The organism is Dactylosporangium sp. NPDC051485, assembly GCF_040682015.1.
In the GTDB taxonomy this organism is placed as follows: Bacteria; Actinomycetota; Actinomycetes; order Mycobacteriales; family Micromonosporaceae; genus Dactylosporangium.
The window spans coordinates 17,769-33,545 of the sequence record NZ_JBFAZW010000044.1 but is presented as its reverse complement, the minus strand read 5'-3'; the positions used below and the strand labels follow the sequence as shown (position 1 = coordinate 33,545).

The 15,777-nt window shown below is 73.5% G+C and carries 13 protein-coding genes; 12 read left to right on the top strand and 1 reads right to left on the bottom strand.

Annotated features, from left to right (window positions below; translation table 11 throughout):
- The first annotated feature begins 109 nt into the window (after positions 1-109).
- The 12 genes from AB0M46_RS24570 to AB0M46_RS24515 all read left to right on the top strand — a co-directional run bounded on the left by AB0M46_RS24570 (position 110) and on the right by AB0M46_RS24515 (position 14,581).
- Positions 110-2,932 carry a BTAD domain-containing putative transcriptional regulator gene (locus tag AB0M46_RS24570; RefSeq protein ID WP_363339306.1) on the top strand — a complete coding sequence of 941 codons (2,823 nt, stop codon included), beginning with the start codon at positions 110-112 and terminating at the stop codon, positions 2,930-2,932.
- Complete coding sequence (locus AB0M46_RS24565; RefSeq protein WP_363339304.1) at positions 2,929-4,059, top strand: M20 family metallopeptidase; 1,131 nt, start codon at positions 2,929-2,931, stop codon at positions 4,057-4,059. Before AB0M46_RS24570 ends, AB0M46_RS24565 begins: the two co-directional genes overlap by 4 nt.
- Complete coding sequence (locus tag AB0M46_RS24560) at positions 4,056-4,889, top strand: GNAT family N-acetyltransferase (protein WP_363339302.1); 834 nt, start codon at positions 4,056-4,058, stop codon at positions 4,887-4,889. Before AB0M46_RS24565 ends, AB0M46_RS24560 begins: the two co-directional genes overlap by 4 nt.
- 94 nt (positions 4,890-4,983) lie before the next feature.
- A complete protein-coding gene (gene menC / locus AB0M46_RS24555) occupies positions 4,984-6,099 on the top strand; it encodes an o-succinylbenzoate synthase (RefSeq protein WP_363339389.1) in 1,116 nt (371 codons plus the stop codon).
- Positions 6,100-6,148: 49 nt separating this feature from the next.
- Entirely contained in the window at positions 6,149-7,687 is a 1,539-nt protein-coding gene (locus AB0M46_RS24550; protein ID WP_363339300.1) for an MFS transporter, read from the top strand.
- A gap of 8 nt (positions 7,688-7,695) precedes the next feature.
- A complete protein-coding gene (locus AB0M46_RS24545) occupies positions 7,696-8,367 on the top strand; it encodes a TetR/AcrR family transcriptional regulator (RefSeq protein ID WP_363339299.1) in 672 nt (223 codons plus the stop codon).
- Positions 8,368-8,519: 152 nt separating this feature from the next.
- Positions 8,520-9,116: a DNA-3-methyladenine glycosylase gene (locus AB0M46_RS24540; protein ID WP_363339298.1), complete on the top strand. Its 597-nt coding sequence runs from the start codon at positions 8,520-8,522 to the stop codon at positions 9,114-9,116.
- Between the two features lie 358 nt (positions 9,117-9,474).
- Positions 9,475-10,404 (top strand): TauD/TfdA family dioxygenase, encoded by a 930-nt coding sequence (locus tag AB0M46_RS24535; RefSeq protein WP_363339297.1) that lies wholly within the window; start codon positions 9,475-9,477, stop codon positions 10,402-10,404.
- A 41-nt stretch (positions 10,405-10,445) separates the two neighbouring features.
- Positions 10,446-11,516 (top strand): ABC transporter substrate-binding protein, encoded by a 1,071-nt coding sequence (locus AB0M46_RS24530; protein ID WP_363339296.1) that lies wholly within the window; start codon positions 10,446-10,448, stop codon positions 11,514-11,516.
- Positions 11,513-12,340, top strand: coding sequence for an ABC transporter ATP-binding protein (locus AB0M46_RS24525; protein WP_363339295.1), 828 nt, complete (start codon positions 11,513-11,515; stop codon positions 12,338-12,340). Before AB0M46_RS24530 ends, AB0M46_RS24525 begins: the two co-directional genes overlap by 4 nt.
- Complete coding sequence (locus AB0M46_RS24520) at positions 12,333-13,193, top strand: ABC transporter permease (RefSeq protein WP_363339294.1); 861 nt, start codon at positions 12,333-12,335, stop codon at positions 13,191-13,193. The genes AB0M46_RS24525 and AB0M46_RS24520 overlap by 8 nt, the downstream gene beginning before the upstream one ends.
- Positions 13,190-14,581: an LLM class flavin-dependent oxidoreductase gene (locus AB0M46_RS24515; protein WP_363339293.1), complete on the top strand. Its 1,392-nt coding sequence runs from the start codon at positions 13,190-13,192 to the stop codon at positions 14,579-14,581. The genes AB0M46_RS24520 and AB0M46_RS24515 overlap by 4 nt, the downstream gene beginning before the upstream one ends.
- On the opposite strand, the gene AB0M46_RS24510 is transcribed toward AB0M46_RS24515, so the two are convergent.
- Positions 14,536-15,741, bottom strand: a complete 1,206-nt coding sequence (locus tag AB0M46_RS24510) for an ROK family protein (RefSeq protein WP_363339292.1) — start codon at positions 15,739-15,741, stop codon at positions 14,536-14,538. The two genes, AB0M46_RS24515 and AB0M46_RS24510, sit on opposite strands and share 46 nt — an antisense overlap.
- Positions 15,742-15,777: the final 36 nt, after the last annotated feature.

The window sequence follows — 15,777 nt, the reverse complement described above, 5'->3', positions numbered from 1 at the left end:
CCCGACTTACAAGTGCTCCATCGCGAGGTATCGTTTCGGCCTTGGCTGGCTGATGTGCAATCGCTATAGGTTGCTCTCGATCGACCGTTGGGGGGCGGCCACGGTGCGAGTGCGGCTTCTCGGTCCGATCGACGTGGTGGTCGGCGGCGAGACGCGGCCCGTGCAGGGGCTGCGGCGTAAGGCCGTGCTCGCCGTGCTCGGGCTGCACGCCGGGGAGGTCGTGAGCACCGGGCGCCTGGTCGATCTGGTCTGGGACGGGGCGCCGCCGCCCAATGCGGTCAACGCGCTGCAGAGCCACCTTTCCTACCTGCGCCGCACGCTGTCGGACAAGGGCGTGGTGCGCTTGCGGCCGCCCGGGTACGTGCTCGACGTCGGCGCCGAGGGGACCGACGTCGCGGTGGCCGAGCGGCTGATCAGCGCCGGGCTGCAGGACCGCGACGACGGCAACCGGGCCCGCGACCTGCAGCGGGCACTGGACCTCTGGCGCGGGGAGCCGATGGCCGACGCGATCGGCGTGACCTGGCTGGAGGAGCAGGCGCAGCGGCTCGGGCAGCTGTGGCTGCAGGGCAAGCGCGCGCTGCTGCAGGCCCGGCTCGGGCTCGGGCAGCACGCCGCGCTGCTGCCGGAGCTGGCGCAGCTGACCCGGGAGCACCCGTTCGACGAGCAGCTGCACGGGCAGCTCATGCTCGCGCTGTACCGCATGGGCCGCCAGGCCGACGCGCTGGCCGCCTTCCAGCGGCTGCGTCGCACGCTGCGCGACGACCTGGGGATCGAGCCGGGCGCGGCGCTGCGCGAGCTGGAGTCGGCGATGCTGCGCCAGGACGCCGGGCTCGACCCGCCGGCCGCCCCCGTGCGCCTGGCCCCCGAGCGGGAGCCGCGGGCGCCGGCGGGCACCGTGCCGGCCCAGATCCCGCTGGCCGTGCGCACGTTCGCCGGGCGGGCCGGGCAGCTGGCCCGGCTCGACGCGCTGCTGCCGGCCGGGTGGGCCCCGCCCGGCGCGGCCGTCTTCGTCGCGGTGGTGTCCGGCACGGCCGGGGTCGGCAAGTCGGCGCTCGCGGTGTACTGGGCGCACCGGGTGGCCGACCGGTTCCCCGACGGCCAGCTCTACGTGAACCTGCGCGGCTTCGACCCGGGCGACCGGCCGATGCCGCCGGCCGACGCGGTGCGCGGCTTCCTCGACGCCCTCGGCGTGCCGTCCGAGCGTGTCCCGGCCGACCTGGCCGGCCTGTCCGGCCTGCTGCGCAGCCAGCTGGCCGGCAAGCGGGTGCTGATCCTGCTGGACAACGCCCGCGACGCCGAGCAGGTCCGCCCGCTGCTGCCGGCCGCGCCCGGCTGCCTGGTCGTGGTCACCAGCCGCGACCCGCTGACCTCGCTGGTGGCGATCGAGGGCGCGGTGCCCGTGCCGGTCGACCTGCTCACCGACGCCGAGGCCCGCGACCTGCTGGTGAGCCGGCTCGGGGCGCGCCGGGTGGCGGCCGAGCCGGCCGCCGTCGAGCGGATCGTGACCTGCTGCGCGCGGCTGCCGCTGGCCCTGGCGGTGGTCGCCGGGCGCGCCGCCACCCGGCCGGAGCTGCCGCTGTCGGCGCTGGCCGACGAGCTCGGCGTGCGCCGCTCGACGCTGGACGCGATCGCCGGCAGCGACCCGGCCTCCGACGCGCGGGCCGTGTTCTCGTGGTCGTACCGCTCGCTGAGCCCGGCCGCGGCCGAGGTGCTGCGCCGGATGAGCCTCGGGCCGGGGGCCGACCTCGGCATCGACGCCGTCGCCGCGCTCGCCGGCGTGACCACCGCGGCCGCCCGGGCCGGCCTGGCCGAGCTGGACCGGGCCGGGCTGGTGATGGAGCAGCGGCCCGGGCGGTACACCTTCCACGACCTGCTGCGCGCCTACGCCACCGAGCTGGCCGAGACGACCGACGGCGAGGCCGTCCGGGCCGCCGCCGTGCACCGCCTGCTCGAGCACTACCTCGCCACCGCCCAGGCGGCCGCGCAGCAGCTCGACCCGGCCCGGGACCCGGCGCCGCGGGCGGCCCGGCACCCGGCGATCGCGGTGCCGGCCCCGCCGCGGGAGCAGGCCCAGGCCTGGTTCGCCGACGAGCACCGCGCGCTGCTGGCCGCGGTGGGCCTGGCCGCCGGGCGCGGGCTGGACGAGCACACCTGGCGGCTGGCCGCGGCCATGACCACGTTCCTGGACTGGCGCGGGCAGTGGCAGGAGCTGGTGAGCATCCAGGAGGCGGCGCTGAGGGCGCTGCGCCGGCTGGGCGACCGGCCCGGGCAGGGCGCGGCGTCCTGCGAGCTGGGCCAGGTCTACGCCCGCATCGGCCGCTTCGACGAGGCCCACCAGTACCTGTGGACGGCGCTGTGCCTGTTCGAGCAGCTCGACGACGCCCCCGGGCTGGCCCGCGCGCACTACCACCTGGCCTGGCTGCAGCACGCCCAGCGCAAGTACCGCGAGGCCCTGAGCCACAGCGAGCAGGCCCTGGAGCTCTTCGAGCGGCTCGGCGACAAGCTCTGGCGGGCCCGCGCCCTCAACGCCACCGGCTGGATCATGGGGCAGCTCGGCGACTACGCGGACGCGCTGCGGCGCTGCGGCGACGCGCTGGTGGAGAACCGCGAGGCCGGCGACCGCCACGGCGAGGCCGGCACGTGGGACGCCGTCGGCTACGCCCATCACCGGCTGGGCGACCCGCGCCAGGCGGTCGCCTGCTACGGCCACGCCCTGCGCGCCTACCGCGAGCTGGGCGACCGCTCCGGCCAGGCCTGCGTGCTGTGCCACCTGGGCGACGCGCACGCCGCTATCGGTGACGCCGCCGCCGCGGCCGAGGCGTGGCGGCACAGCCTCGACATCCTCGACGAGCTCGATCCCGCGCAGGCCGCCACCGTGCGCGCGAAGCTCCCGTCCGGCTCGCCCGGCCCGCCGACTACCGTGAGGGGATGACGGCGCTTCGCACCTTACGGGCCGAGCTGGCGGCGGCGGCCCCGCAGATGTACGACGACCTCGCCGAACTGGTCGCGGTCGAGTCCCCGTCCTCCGACGTGCACGCGCTGGCCCGCTGCGCCGATGTGGTGGCCGCCCTCGGCACCCGCAGCCTCGGCGCCGCGCCGGAGCGGATCGTGGTGGGCGACCGGCCGCACCTGCGCTGGCGCTTCGGGGAAACGCCGGCCCGGGTCGTGCTCATCGGGCACTACGACACGGTCTGGCCGCTCGGCACGCTGGCCCGCTGGCCGTTCGCGATCGACGGCGACCGGGCCACCGGCCCCGGCGTGGTCGACATGAAGGGCGGCCTGGTCGTGCTCTTCCACGCCCTCGCCGCGATCGGCGACCTCGACGGCGTCACGGTGCTGATCAACGCCGACGAGGAGCTCGGCTCGCCGACCTCGACCGCGCTCATCGAGGACACCGCCCGCGGCGCGGCCGGCGCGCTGGTGCTGGAGGGCAGCGCGCACGGCCGGCTCAAGACCGCCCGCAAGGGCATCGCGCACTACACGGTGCGGGTCACCGGCCGCGCCTCGCACGCCGGCAACGCCCCGCACGGTGGCATCAACGCCGGCGTGGAGCTGGCCCACCAGGTGCTGCGCATCGCGGCGCTGGGCGACCCCGGGCGTAGCACGACGGTCACCCCGACCGACTCGGTCGCCGGGACGACGAGCAACACCGTGCCGGCCGCCGCGCGGCTCAGCGTCGACGTGCGCTCGTTCGACCAGGCGGAGCTGGACCGGGTCGACGCCGCCCTGCGCGGGCTGGCCCCGGTGCTGCCCGGCGCGCGGGTCGACATCGAGCGCGGCCCGGCCCGCCCGGCGCTGCCCGAGAGCGCGTCGGCCGAGCTGTTCGCGCTCGCGCAGCGGCTCTGCGAGGAGCTGACCGGCGCCCCCGCGACCGGGGAGGCGGTCGGCGGCGGCTCGGACGGCAATCTCACCGCCGGAGTCGGCGTGCGGACCCTCGACGGGCTCGGCGCGATCGGCGGCAATGCACACGCGGAGGGGGAGTGGATCGAGTTGTCCAGCCTGCCGGAGCGGGCGGCCCTGGTCGGGGCGCTCGCGGCGCGGATCGGGCGGGAGCCGTGACGGCCTTAGCCGACGCCTCGGCCGCCGCCGAGCGCATCGGGGTCAAGGTGGTCGAGCTGTCCTCGGCCGTCGAGCTCGAGGAGTGCTCGGCGCTGCTGCAGCGGGTGTGGCGGGCCGGGCACCCCGCGGAGATCGCGTCGCCGTCGATGCTGCGGACGTACGTCCACTCGGGCAACTACGTCGCCGGCGCCTACCGCGCCGGGGTCCTGGTCGGCGCGGTCGTCGCCTTCTTCGGCCGCGACGAGGCGGGCGAGCACCTGCACTCCCACCTGGCCGGCGTCGAGCGCGGCGGCCACGGCCAGGGCGTCGGGCGCGCCCTGAAGCTGCACCAGCGGGCCTGGACCCTGGCCCGCGGGGTGCCCGAGGTGCACTGGACCTACGACCCGCTCATCGGCCGCAACGCGTACTTCAACCTGCAGAAGCTCGGCGCCGACGCGGCCGCCTACCTGCCGGAGTTCTACGGCCGGATGACCGACGGCATCAACACCGGCGACCTGACCGACCGGGTGCTCGTCGTGTGGCGGCTGGACAGCCCGCGGGTCGGCGAGCTGGCCCGCGGGGCCTGCGCCGACGTCGACACGAGCGACGCCGCGCCGCTGGTGTCCCGCGCCGAGGACGGCGAGCCGCTGCTGCACGAGCCGGACCCGGCCGCGGCGGCGCTGACCGTGGCCGTGCCGGTCGACGTCGAGGAGCTGCGCCGCGGCGACCCGGCGGCGGCGCTGCGCTGGCGCCACGCCGTGCGCGACGCGCTCATGGGCCGCCTGGCCGCGGGCCTGCGCATCGCCGGCATCACCCGCGACGGGCACTACCTGCTGGAGGCCGGACGATGAGCGGTCCGCAGCGTTGCGGAGGGGCCTCGAACAATCGGCACAGGGTTGGCTCAGGCCGGTGCCGCAGCGTTGCGGAGGCGACGGGATGAGTGACATGCGACTGCAGGGCCTGGAGCTGCGGCGGATCGCCATGCCGCTGGTGGCGCCGTTTCGCACCTCCTTCGGCACCGAGCACACCCGCGACGTGCTGCTCGTGCGCGCGGTCACGGCCGAGGCCGAGGGCTGGGGCGAGTGCGTGGCGCTGAGCGGGCCGTTCTACTCCGCCGAGTACGTCGACGGCGCCGAGGCGTTCATCCGGCGGTACCTCGTGCCGCTCCTGCGCCGTTGCACCGGCAGCGTCTACGCGCTGGAGCGCCTGTTCGAGCCGCTCAAGGGCCATCCGATGGCCAAGGCGGCGGTGCAGACGGCCGTGCTCGACGCGCACCTGCGCGCGGCCGGGCTGCCGCTGGGCGACTTCCTGGGCGCGGTGCGCGACACGGTGCCGGCCGGCGTCTCGGTCGGCATCATGGACTCCGTTCCCGCCCTGCTGGAGGCCGTCGAGGGGTACCTCGCCGCCGGCTACCTGCGGATCAAGCTCAAGATCGAGCCGGGCTGGGACGTCGAGCCGGTGCGGGCCGTGCGCGAGCGCTTCGGCGACGGCGTGCTGCTGCAGGTCGACGCCAACACCGCGTACACGCTCGCCGACGCCGACCGGCTGGCCCGCCTCGACCCGTTCGACCTGCTGCTCATCGAGCAGCCGCTGCCGGAGGACGACCTGCGCGGCCACGCCCGCCTGGCCGGGCTGCTGCGCACGCCGATCTGCCTGGACGAGTCGATCGTCAACGCGCGGGCGGCGGCCGACGCGATCGCGCTGGGCGCCTGCCGGATCGTCAACATCAAGCCCGGGCGGGTCGGCGGGTACCTCGAGGCCCGCCGCATCCACGACGTCTGCGCGGCCAACGGGGTGGCGGTCTGGGCCGGCGGGATGCTGGAGACCGGCCTCGGCCGCGCGGCCAACCTCGCCCTGGCCGCCCTGCCGGGCTTCACGCTGCCCGGCGACACCTCCGCCTCCGACCGCTACTACGCCCAGGACATCACCGAGCCATTCACTCTCGACGGCGGCCACGTGGCCGTGCCGACCGGCCCTGGCATCGGGGTCACGCCGATCCGGGAGGTCCTCGACGCTGTGACGACGGCGACAGAGTGGATTAACTTTACAAGCGTTAGCTGACGGCTATAACCTTACGGGCGTAAACAAACGCCCGTAAGGAGCCTGTGCCATGTCCGAGTCCGAGTACGAGCACCCGCGCCGCTGGGCCGCTCTCGCGGTGCTCAGCCTTACGCTCGTCGCCGTCACCCTCGACAACTCCGTGCTGAACACCGCGCTGCCGTCGCTGGCCCACGCGCTGCGGGCGGGCACCTCCGACCTGCAGTGGATCACCGACGCGTACACCCTCGTCTTCGCCTCGGCGCTGATCCTGGCCGGCACCCTCGGCGCCCGGCTCGGCTCGCGCAACGCGCTGCTCGGCGGCCTGGTCGTGTTCGGCGGCGGCTCGGCGGTCGCGGCCCTGTCCGGCTCGCCCGGGCAGCTCATCGCCTGGCGGGCGGTCATGGGGCTGGGCGCGGCGTTCGTCATGCCGGCCACGCTGGCGATCATCACCCGGATCTTCCCGCCGGCCGAGCGCCCGAAGGCCTTCGGCGCCTGGTCGGCCGCGGCCGGCATCGGCGTGCTCATCGGCCCGGTCACCGGCGGCGCCCTGCTCGAGCGCTTCTCGTGGAGCAGCGCCTTCTGGATCAACGTGCCGCTGGTCGCGTTCGCCATCGGCGCCGTGTTCGCCCTCGTCCCGTCCGTCCCGGCGGTGCGCGGAGGCAGGCTCGACATCCTCGGCGCGCTGCTGTCCACCGCGGCTGTCGCCGCGCTCGTCGACGCGGTCATCCAGGCGCCGTCGCGGGGCTGGGCCGACCGGGTGACGCTGGCCGAGTTCGCGCTGGCCGCCGTGCTGGTAGCCGGGTTCGTCGCGTGGCAGCGCCGGGCCGCCTCGCCGCTGGTGCGGCTGGAGCTCTTCACCAACCGCACCTTCGCCGTCGCCGCGCTCTCCCTGGCCGTGGTGTTCTTCGTGCTCTTCGGGACGCTGTTCGAGCTGTCGCAGTACCTGCAGCTGGTCCACGGCTACAGCCCGCTCGTGGCCGGCCTGGGTGCCATGCCGTTCGCCGCGGCCATGGCGCTCACCTCGGCCACCTCGCCGCTCATCGCCCGCCGGCTCGGCGTGCGCGGCACCCTGGCGCTGGGCCTGTTCCTGGCCGCCGCCGGCCTGCTCGGCCTCGCCACGACCGGCGTGCACACGGCCTTCTGGCAGATCGCCGCCGGCACCGCGGTCATCGGCTTCGGCATGGGCATGATGATGGCCCCGGCCAGCCTGCAGATCTCCGGCTCGGTCCCGCCCCGGTTCGCCTCGATGGCCAGCGCGCTCAACAGCGTGATCCGGGAGCTCGGCGGCGTGTTCGGGATCGCGGTCCTCGGCACGGTGGTCTCCTCCGCCTACCGTTCCGGCGTCGGTACCGGCCTGGGTCCGGCCGGCACCGACCTGCCGACGGCCCACGGCGTGGCGGCCACCCTCCCGGCCCCGGCGGCGCAGCACGTGATCGCGGTGGCGGACCGGGCCTTCACCGACGCGATGGACCGCGGCGCCCTCATCGCGGCGGGGATCGCCCTGCTGATGGCGGTGGCCGTGCTGGTGGTCCGCCCGGCCCGCGCGGCGGCGCCGTCGGCGCCCGGGGCCGAGGTCCAGGCGGCGGAGCCGGTGCTGCAGACGGCATGATGAAGGTCATGAAGGCGGAACAGGACGGATCGGCCACCCCCGCCCCCGGGGGTGGCCGCACCCGTAACCGGCGCGGCGAGGGCGCCCTGCTGCGCGACGAGATCGTGGCCGCGGCCGAGCGGCTGCTGGAGCGCGAGGGCAACGAGGAGGCGCTGACCCTGCGCTCGGTCGCCCGCGAGGCCGGCATCTCGGCCCCGTCGATCTACGGCCACTTCGCCGACCGCGACGCGATCCTGGGGGCCGTGCTCGACATCGGCTTCGAGCGGCTGCGCGTGCTGGTGCTCGACGCGGCCGACGGGATCGACGACCCGGTGGAGCGGCTCCTGGCGGGCTGCCAGGCCTACGCGCGGTTCGGGATGCAGGACCCGGCGCAGTACCGCATTCTCTTCGGCCGCCAGCGGCCCGACCGCCCGAGCATGGACTCGCCCGCCGACATCGCCGGCCTGCCCGAGGTCTGGCGGCGCCGGCTCGACGCGTTCATGGTCATGGTCGACTCGCTGACCGAGTGCGTGAAGGCGGGCCGGTCGGCCAGCGCCGACCCGTTCGCCGACGCCACCACCCTCTGGACCTCGCTGCACGGCGCCGTGGTGATGCGCCAGTTCGTCCCGGGCTTCCCCATGCCGCCGCTGCACCGCGCGGTCGAGGACCTCGTCCGCCGCATCGGGTTGATCCGGCCATGAGCGGTCCGCAGCGAAGGGGAGGCGGCGCAATGAGCGGTCCGGAGCGCAGCGGAGGGGCCGCGAACGATCAGCACAGTGTTCGTTCGCGCCGACGCCGCAGCGAAGCGGAGGTGGCGGCGCGAAGCGGTCCGGAGCACAGCGGAGGTGGCGGCGTGAGCCTGGTCGAGGCGCTGGCCGGACCGGTGGGCAAGGCGGCGGTCGCGCTGCTGGGCAGCCGCCTGACGGTGGGCGGGGTGACCGTGCGGCTGACCGAGGTGGAGGCGTACTCGGGCACCGGCGAGGACCCGGCCTCGCACGCCCACCGCGGCCGCACCCCGCGCAACGCCATCATGTTCGGCCCGGCCGGTTACGCGTACGTCTACTTCACCTACGGCATGCACTACTGCATGAACGTGGTCACCGGCACCGAGGGCACCGCGTCGGCCGTGCTGCTGCGGGCCGGCGAGGTGGTCGACGGCCTGGAGACGGCCCGCGCCCGCCGCCCGGCCGCCCGCTCGGACGCCGAACTGGCCCGCGGACCGGCCCGCCTGTGCAGCGCGCTGGGCATCGAGCGCGACTTCTACGGGACGTACCTCCTCGACGGCCTCCTGACCGAGCCCACCACCCCGCCGGGCGACATCTCCGCCGGCCCCCGCGTCGGCGTGACCGGGGCCCATGACATCCCGTGGCGCTTCTGGCTCACGGGCGATCCCACGGTGAGCGACTACCGCCGCCACGTGTCCCGGCCGCGCAAGGGCCCCGCCGCGTAGCCACGGCAGGGCCCGGACATCGCCGGCGGGCCTCGCGCTCCGGAGCCGGCGGACCGCGCCCTGCCCGGGAAATCGACTTAATTTAGTTCCGTGGAAAGTTGACATGCATATCGGCGCACGGCGACGATCGATGCATGACCGGACCCGGGCGACTCTTCTCGCCCCGACACATCGCCTTCACGAGGCGACGCGTCATCGACAACATGTTGTCGGTGTCCATGCAGTGTCGTTGATCGACGCTGCTTCTCCGGTGCGGTGATTTCCGGTCTTACCGCGCCATCTTCACGATCGTACGGCCGCATGCGGGCCGCGACGATGCCGTTCGCGTGCCCGAAGGTAGATCCGAGGAGAAATCGCGATGACAGCAGGCAGCCTCACCGCACTTTCCGTCCGTAAGGTCACCGCCCGTATCGGGGCCGAAATCCGCGGCGTGAACATCGGCGACGAGCTGGACGGGGAAACCGTCGCCGCGATCCGCGCCGCGCTGAACGAGCACAAGGCGCTCGTATTCCCCGACGTCGACCTCGACGACGCCGGCCAGGAGCGCTTCGCCCGCTACTTCGGCGAGCTCACGACCGCCCACCCGACGGTGCCGTCGGAGCCGGGCGCGCCCAACGTGCTGCCGGTCGACAGCGAGCGAGGCCGGGCGAACCACTGGCACACCGACGTCACCTTCGTGGTCAGCCCGCCGCAGGTCAGCACGCTGCGCAGCATCGTGCTGCCGCCGTACGGCGGCGAGACGCTGATCGCCAACGCGGCCGCGGCCTACCGGGACCTCCCGGAGCCGCTGCGCGCGTTCGCCGAGACGCTGTGGGCGGTGCACACCAACGACTACGACTACGACTACGCGGTGCCGCCCGAGTCGCTGGACGAGAGCGCGCGGGAGCGCCGGACGCAGTTCACCTCCATCGGCTACGAGACGGTGCACCCCGTCGTGCGCGTGCATCCGCTCACCGGCGAGCGGGGGCTGTTCATCGGCGGTTTCGCGAGCCGGATCGTCGGGCTTTCCAACACCGAGTCGCGCGACATTCTGCGGTTGCTGCAGTCGTATGTCACGCGGCCCGAGAACGTGCTGCGGTGGCGGTGGTCGCTCAATGAGCTCGTCGTCTTCGACAACCGCATCACCCAGCATTATGCGATCGACAACTACGACGATCTTCCGCGCCGCCTGAATCGCGTCACGGTCGCCGGCGAAATCCCGGTCGGCGTGCACGGCAAGGCGAGCTACTCCATTTCCGGCGACGCTTCGCACTACACGCCGGCCATCTCTGTCCCGAACGCCGCGTGACGGCCAGGAACGAACAGGCCATGAATATGAGAACAGGGAAGATGAGTCTGCGAAACGAACAGGGCCGGCCCGCGGCAGGGGCGCTGGCGGTCCTCGCCGTCGTGGCGGCGGCCGCGCTGTCGGCGTGCGGCTCGGCCAAGGCCAGCGGCAGCGAGCCCGACGCGTCGGGCGTCACCACCCTGCGGTACCAGGGCTGGGCCAACCAGGTCACGCTGCCGGAGGTGGCCGAGCACCTCGGCTACTTCGACGGCAAGATCAAGCTCAAGTGGGTCGGCAACACCATCAGCGGACCCCAGGACATCCAGTCCGCGGCCACCGGCGAGACCGAGTTCGGGGGCGCCTTCGGCGGCGCTGTGGAGAAGCTCGTCAGCTCCGGCGCCGGCATCAAGGCGGTGATCAACTACTACGGCAGCGACGCCAAGGAGTTCACCGGGTACTACGTGCTGGACGGCAGCCCGCTCAAGGAGCCCAGGGAACTGGTCGGCAAGAAGGTCGGCGTGAACACCCTCGGCGGCCAGAACGAGGCCGACATCTTCAACGTGCTGCACAAGGCCGGGCTGTCCCCGGCCGACATCAAGAAGGTCGAGCTGGTGACGCTGCCGCCGCCGAACGCCGAGGACGCGCTGCGCAAGGGCCAGATCGACGCGGTCGCGCTCTCCGGGCAGTTCCGGCAGCGGGCCGAGGCGGCCGGCGGGGTGCGGACGCTGTTCACCCACAAGGACCTGTACGGGCCGGTCAACGGTGGGCAGTACGTGTTCCGCAACGACTTCATCAAGAAGAACCCGGCGGCGGTGCGCGCCTTCGTCGACGGCGTCGGCAAGGCGATCGAGTGGGAGCGCACGACGCCGCGCGACGAGGTCGTCGCCACCTTCACGAAGATCGTCGAGACGCGGGCGCGGACCAACGAGTCGACGGCGTCGCTGAAGTACTGGCAGAGCGTCGGCGTGCCGTCGCACTACGGCTACATCGTCGACGGCGACTTCGCGCTGTGGCAGGACTGGCTGCTCACCACCGGGTCGGTGAAGCAGGCCCCGAAGTCCTCGGACCTCTACACCAACGAGTTCAACCCGAACGCCACCTCGCCCGCGCTGCCTTCCGGGGCGCCGAAGTGAGCACCAAGATCCGGATCAGGAACATCACCAAGACGTTCCCCGCCCGCAACTCGGGCGCGCTGACGGCCTTGGAGAACATCAGCCTCGACATCACCGCCGGGGAGTTCCTCGCGCTGGTCGGCCCGAGCGGGTGCGGCAAGTCCACGCTGCTGGACCTGATCGCCGGGCTGACCAGCCCGACCTCCGGCGAGCTGACCATCGGCGGGCAGCCCATCACCGGCCCCGGCCTCGACCGCGGCGTGGTCTTCCAGCAGTACGCCCTGTTCCCGTGGCGGACCGCGCAGGCCAACGTCGAGTTCGGCCTCGAGGTCAAGGGCGTGCCCCGCCGGCGGCGGGCCGAGCGGGCCCGGGAGATGCTGGCGCTCGTCGGGCTGACGGCCTTCGCCGACCGGTACCCGCACGAGCTCTCCGGCGGCATGCGCCAGCGGGTGGCCATCGCCCGCAGCCTGGCGTACGAGCCCGAGGTCCTGCTGATGGACGAGCCCTACGCGGCGCTGGACGCGCAGACACGGGAGGCGCTGCAGGAGGACCTGCTGTCGATCTGGCGGCGCACCGGCACCACGGTGCTGTTCATCACGCACAGCATCGAAGAGGCGGTGTACCTGGGCCAGCGGGTCGCGGTGATGACCGCGCGGCCGGGACGGATCAAGCGCATCGTGGACATCGAGCTGCCGGACAGCGACGGCGGCGACCCCCGCTCGACGCCGGAGTTCGTCCGCTACCGCCGCGAGATCTGGGAGCTGCTGCACGACGAGGTGCGCAAGGCCTTCGAGACGCAGGGTTCGGGCTACGTGGCGGGCAAGGCGGTGGCCGCCGGTGTCTGAGACCACGATCGCGGTCATCGACCAGCCGGCCGGCCGCGCGGGGACGCCGGCCGGCGGCACACCCGGCCTCCCGGCGAAAACGCGAGCGTCGTGGCGCGCGGCGCGCCTGCTCGGCTCCGGCGTGCGGCGGATCGTCGCCATCGCCGCCTTCCTCGCGCTGTGGCAGATCGCGCCGGCGGTCGGCTGGGTCGACCGGGCGTTCCTGTCGCCGCTGAGCGAGGTGCTGGACACCTGGTGGGGGCTCGCGGTCGGCGGCGACCTGTGGACCAACATCTGGGCGAGCCTGCACCGCTCGCTGGCCGGCTTCGCGATCGCCATCTCGATCGCGGTGCCGCTGGGGCTGCTCATCGCCTGGTACCGCGCGGTGGCCGGGGTCCTCTCGCCGCTGCTGGCCATCTTCCTCAACACGGCGGCGGTGGCCCTGCTGCCCGTCTTCACCCTGATCCTCGGCATCGGCGACACGTCGAAGATCGCGATCATCGCCTACGCCTGCTTCTGGCCGGTGCTGTACAACACGATCAGCGGCGCCCGCGACGTCGACCCGCTGCTGATCAAGTCGGCCCGCTCGCTCGGGCTGCCGCACATCAAGCTCTTCACCAAGGTGATCGTCCCGGCGGCGCTGCCGACGATCTTCACCGGCATCCGGCTCGCCGGCGCGGCCTCCATGCTCGTGCTGATCACCACCGAGTACGTGGGGGCGAAGGCCGGGCTCGGCTACATGATCATCTCTGCGCAGTTCAACTTCCAGATCCCCGAGATGTACGCCGGCATCCTCACCGTGTCGATCATCGGCGTCGCGTTCAACTACCTGCTGCTGTTCATCGAGTCGAAGGTACTGAGGTGGCGACCGTGACCGACCGCAAACTGCATCTCAACGCGTTCCTGATGAGCTCGGGGCATCACGAGGCGGCGTGGCGGCTGCCCGAGAGCGACCCCTACGCGGACGTCGACGTGCAGCACTGGATCCGCCTGGCCCGGATCGCCGAGCGCGGCAAGCTCGACTCGCTGTTCCTGGCCGACGGGCCCGCGCTGTGGCAGGGCATCGAGTTCCGCCCGGCCGGCCAGCTGGAGCCCACGATCCTGCTGACGCTCCTTGCGGCCGCGACGAGCCGGATCGGGCTGATCGCCACCGCCTCGACGACGTACAACGAGCCGTACAACCTGGCCCGCCGCTTCGCCTCCCTGGACCACGTCAGCGGCGGCCGCGCGGGCTGGAACATCGTCACCACCGCCGGGCGGGACGCAGCGCGCAACTTCGGCCTCGGCGACCGCCCGGACCACCTCGACCGGTACCGCCGGGCGACCGAGTTCGTGGAGGTCTCCCGCAAGCTGTGGGACTCCTGGGACGACGACGCCCGGCTGGCCGACAAGGCCCGCGGCCGCTACGTCGACCCGGCCAAGGTGCACGCCATCGGCCACCGCGGCGACTACTACAAGGTCGAGGGCGCGCTGAACGTGCCGCGCCCGCCGCAGGGCCATCCGCTGCTCGTGCAGGCCGGCTCCTCGCACGACGGCAAGGACTTCGCCGCCCGTTACGCCGACGCGGTCTTCACCGCGCAGCAGACGATCGCCGACGCCCAGCGGTTCTACGCGGATCTGAAGGCGCGGGCGGCCGCGTTGGGCCGGGATCCGGCCGCGGTGAAGATCCTCCCGGGCATCGTGCCGATCCTCGGCTCGACCGAGGCGGAGGCGCTGCGGCTGGCCCAGGATCTCGAGGACCTGATCGTGCCGGAGTTCGGGCTCGGGCAGCTCTCGGAGATCCTGGAGGTGCCGGTCGCCCGGCTGGTCCTGGACGAGCAGCTGCCGGACGACATCCCGGACAGCGCCTCGATCGAGGGCGCGCAGAGCCGGTCCAGCCTGATCGTGAACCTGGCGCGGCGCGAGCGACTGACCGTGCGCCAGCTCATCGGACGGCTGGGCGGCGGCCGCGGTCACTGGACCTTCATCGGTACCCCGGAGCAGGCCGCCGACGTGCTGCAGGAATGGTTCGACAACGGCGCGGCCGACGGCTTCAACGTGATGGGCGCGGCCCTGCCGTCGGGGCTGGAGACCTTCGTCGACCAGGTCGTGCCGATCCTGCGCGAGCGCGGCCTGTTCCGCACCGAGTACGAGGGCGCCACGCTGCGCGAGCACTACGGGCTGGCGCGCCCGGCGAGCCGGTACGAGGTCTCGGCCGCACCTGCTGAGCCGTCCGGTCAGGAGGCCTCGTCGAACGCCATCACGGTGAACGGATCGGTGTAGAGGGCGTCGAGCATGACCGCGCCGCCGGCCATCGCCAGCGGCGCGTGCATGAAGCTGGACATCATCACGGTCCGGTCGGGGTCGGCGACCGTCGCGCTGTGCCTGGCGACCTGCTCACGCAGGGTCGCCAGGCAGTCGGGCAGCCGGGCCAGGCCGGGCTCGACCAGCAGTACCAGCTCGGGGTTCAGCAGGTCCGCGATCGGCGCGATGGCCCGTCCGACCACCTCGGCCCGCCAGCGGAAGAGCTCGTGGGCGGCCGGGTCGCCCGCGGCCGCGACGTCGACGAGCTCGAAGATCGACCGTTCGCCGATCAGCCCCGCCTGGTGCGCGTGGCGCACCAGGCGGCGCTCCGACACGGTCGCCTGCAGGCAGCCGGTGCGGCCGCACGAGCACGGCTCGGTGCTGCCGGCGACGGGCAGGTGCGCGATGCTGCCGGCCTGGAAGCGGGGCCCGTGGTTGACCTGCTCGCCGAGCGCGAACGCGGCGTCGACGACGTTGCCGATGAAGACCGCGAGCACGCTCTCCCGCGAGCGGGGATGGCCGAACAGCTGCTCGGCGCGCACCAGCGCCCGGGAGTGCGAGTCGACCAGCGCCGGCACCCCGAACCGGCGGGCGAAGATGGCGGCGACCGGAACCTGGCGCCAGCCGAGCATGGGGTGCTCGACGATCGTGCCGTGATCGCGGTCGACCCAGCCGCCGGTCGCGATCCCGATGCCCAGCAGCCGGTCGCCGTGCGGATGCTCGTGCAGCAGGCGCGCCAGCGCGTCGGCGCTGCGCTCGATGATGCGCTCCGCGCCGGCGTTGCCGTGCGGGATCATGCGCTCGGCCAGCACGCGCCCGCGGATGTCGAGCACCGCGACGGTGGCGTGCGGAATGGCGTAGTGGATGCCGGCGACGATGCCCACCGAGGTGTCCAGGTCGACCGGGAGGAACGGCCGTCCCATCCCGTTCGTGGCCGTGGCCTCGGACAGCTCGGTCAGCAGGCCGAGCGACAGCAGCTCGGCGGCGTGGCCGGTCACCGACGCCGGCGACAGGCCCGTGAGGCGCGCCATCGTGCTGCGGGGCAGCGGGCCGTGCTCCAGCACGACGCGCAGGAGCGATCCGACGCTGGCCGTGCGGCGTCGCTGCGGGCGTGAGGAGGCTCGCGACCGTACCAACATGGAATATATCCTACTTCACAGATAGGGTTGATATGT

Excerpts from the sequence above, each read along its gene's own strand:
- AB0M46_RS24530 (WP_363339296.1), top strand. The coding sequence starts at position 10,446 with ATGAGTCTGCGAAACGAACAGGGCCGGCCCGCGGCAGGGGCGCTGGCG.
- AB0M46_RS24550 (WP_363339300.1), top strand. The coding sequence starts at position 6,149 with ATGTCCGAGTCCGAGTACGAGCACCCGCGCCGCTGGGCCGCTCTCGCG.
- AB0M46_RS24510 (WP_363339292.1), bottom strand. The coding sequence starts at position 15,741 with ATGTTGGTACGGTCGCGAGCCTCCTCACGCCCGCAGCGACGCCGCACG.
- AB0M46_RS24545 (WP_363339299.1), top strand. The coding sequence starts at position 7,696 with ATGAAGGCGGAACAGGACGGATCGGCCACCCCCGCCCCCGGGGGTGGC.
- menC (WP_363339389.1), top strand. The coding sequence starts at position 4,984 with ATGCGACTGCAGGGCCTGGAGCTGCGGCGGATCGCCATGCCGCTGGTG.
- AB0M46_RS24565 (WP_363339304.1), top strand. The coding sequence starts at position 2,929 with ATGACGGCGCTTCGCACCTTACGGGCCGAGCTGGCGGCGGCGGCCCCG.
- AB0M46_RS24535 (WP_363339297.1), top strand. The coding sequence starts at position 9,475 with ATGACAGCAGGCAGCCTCACCGCACTTTCCGTCCGTAAGGTCACCGCC.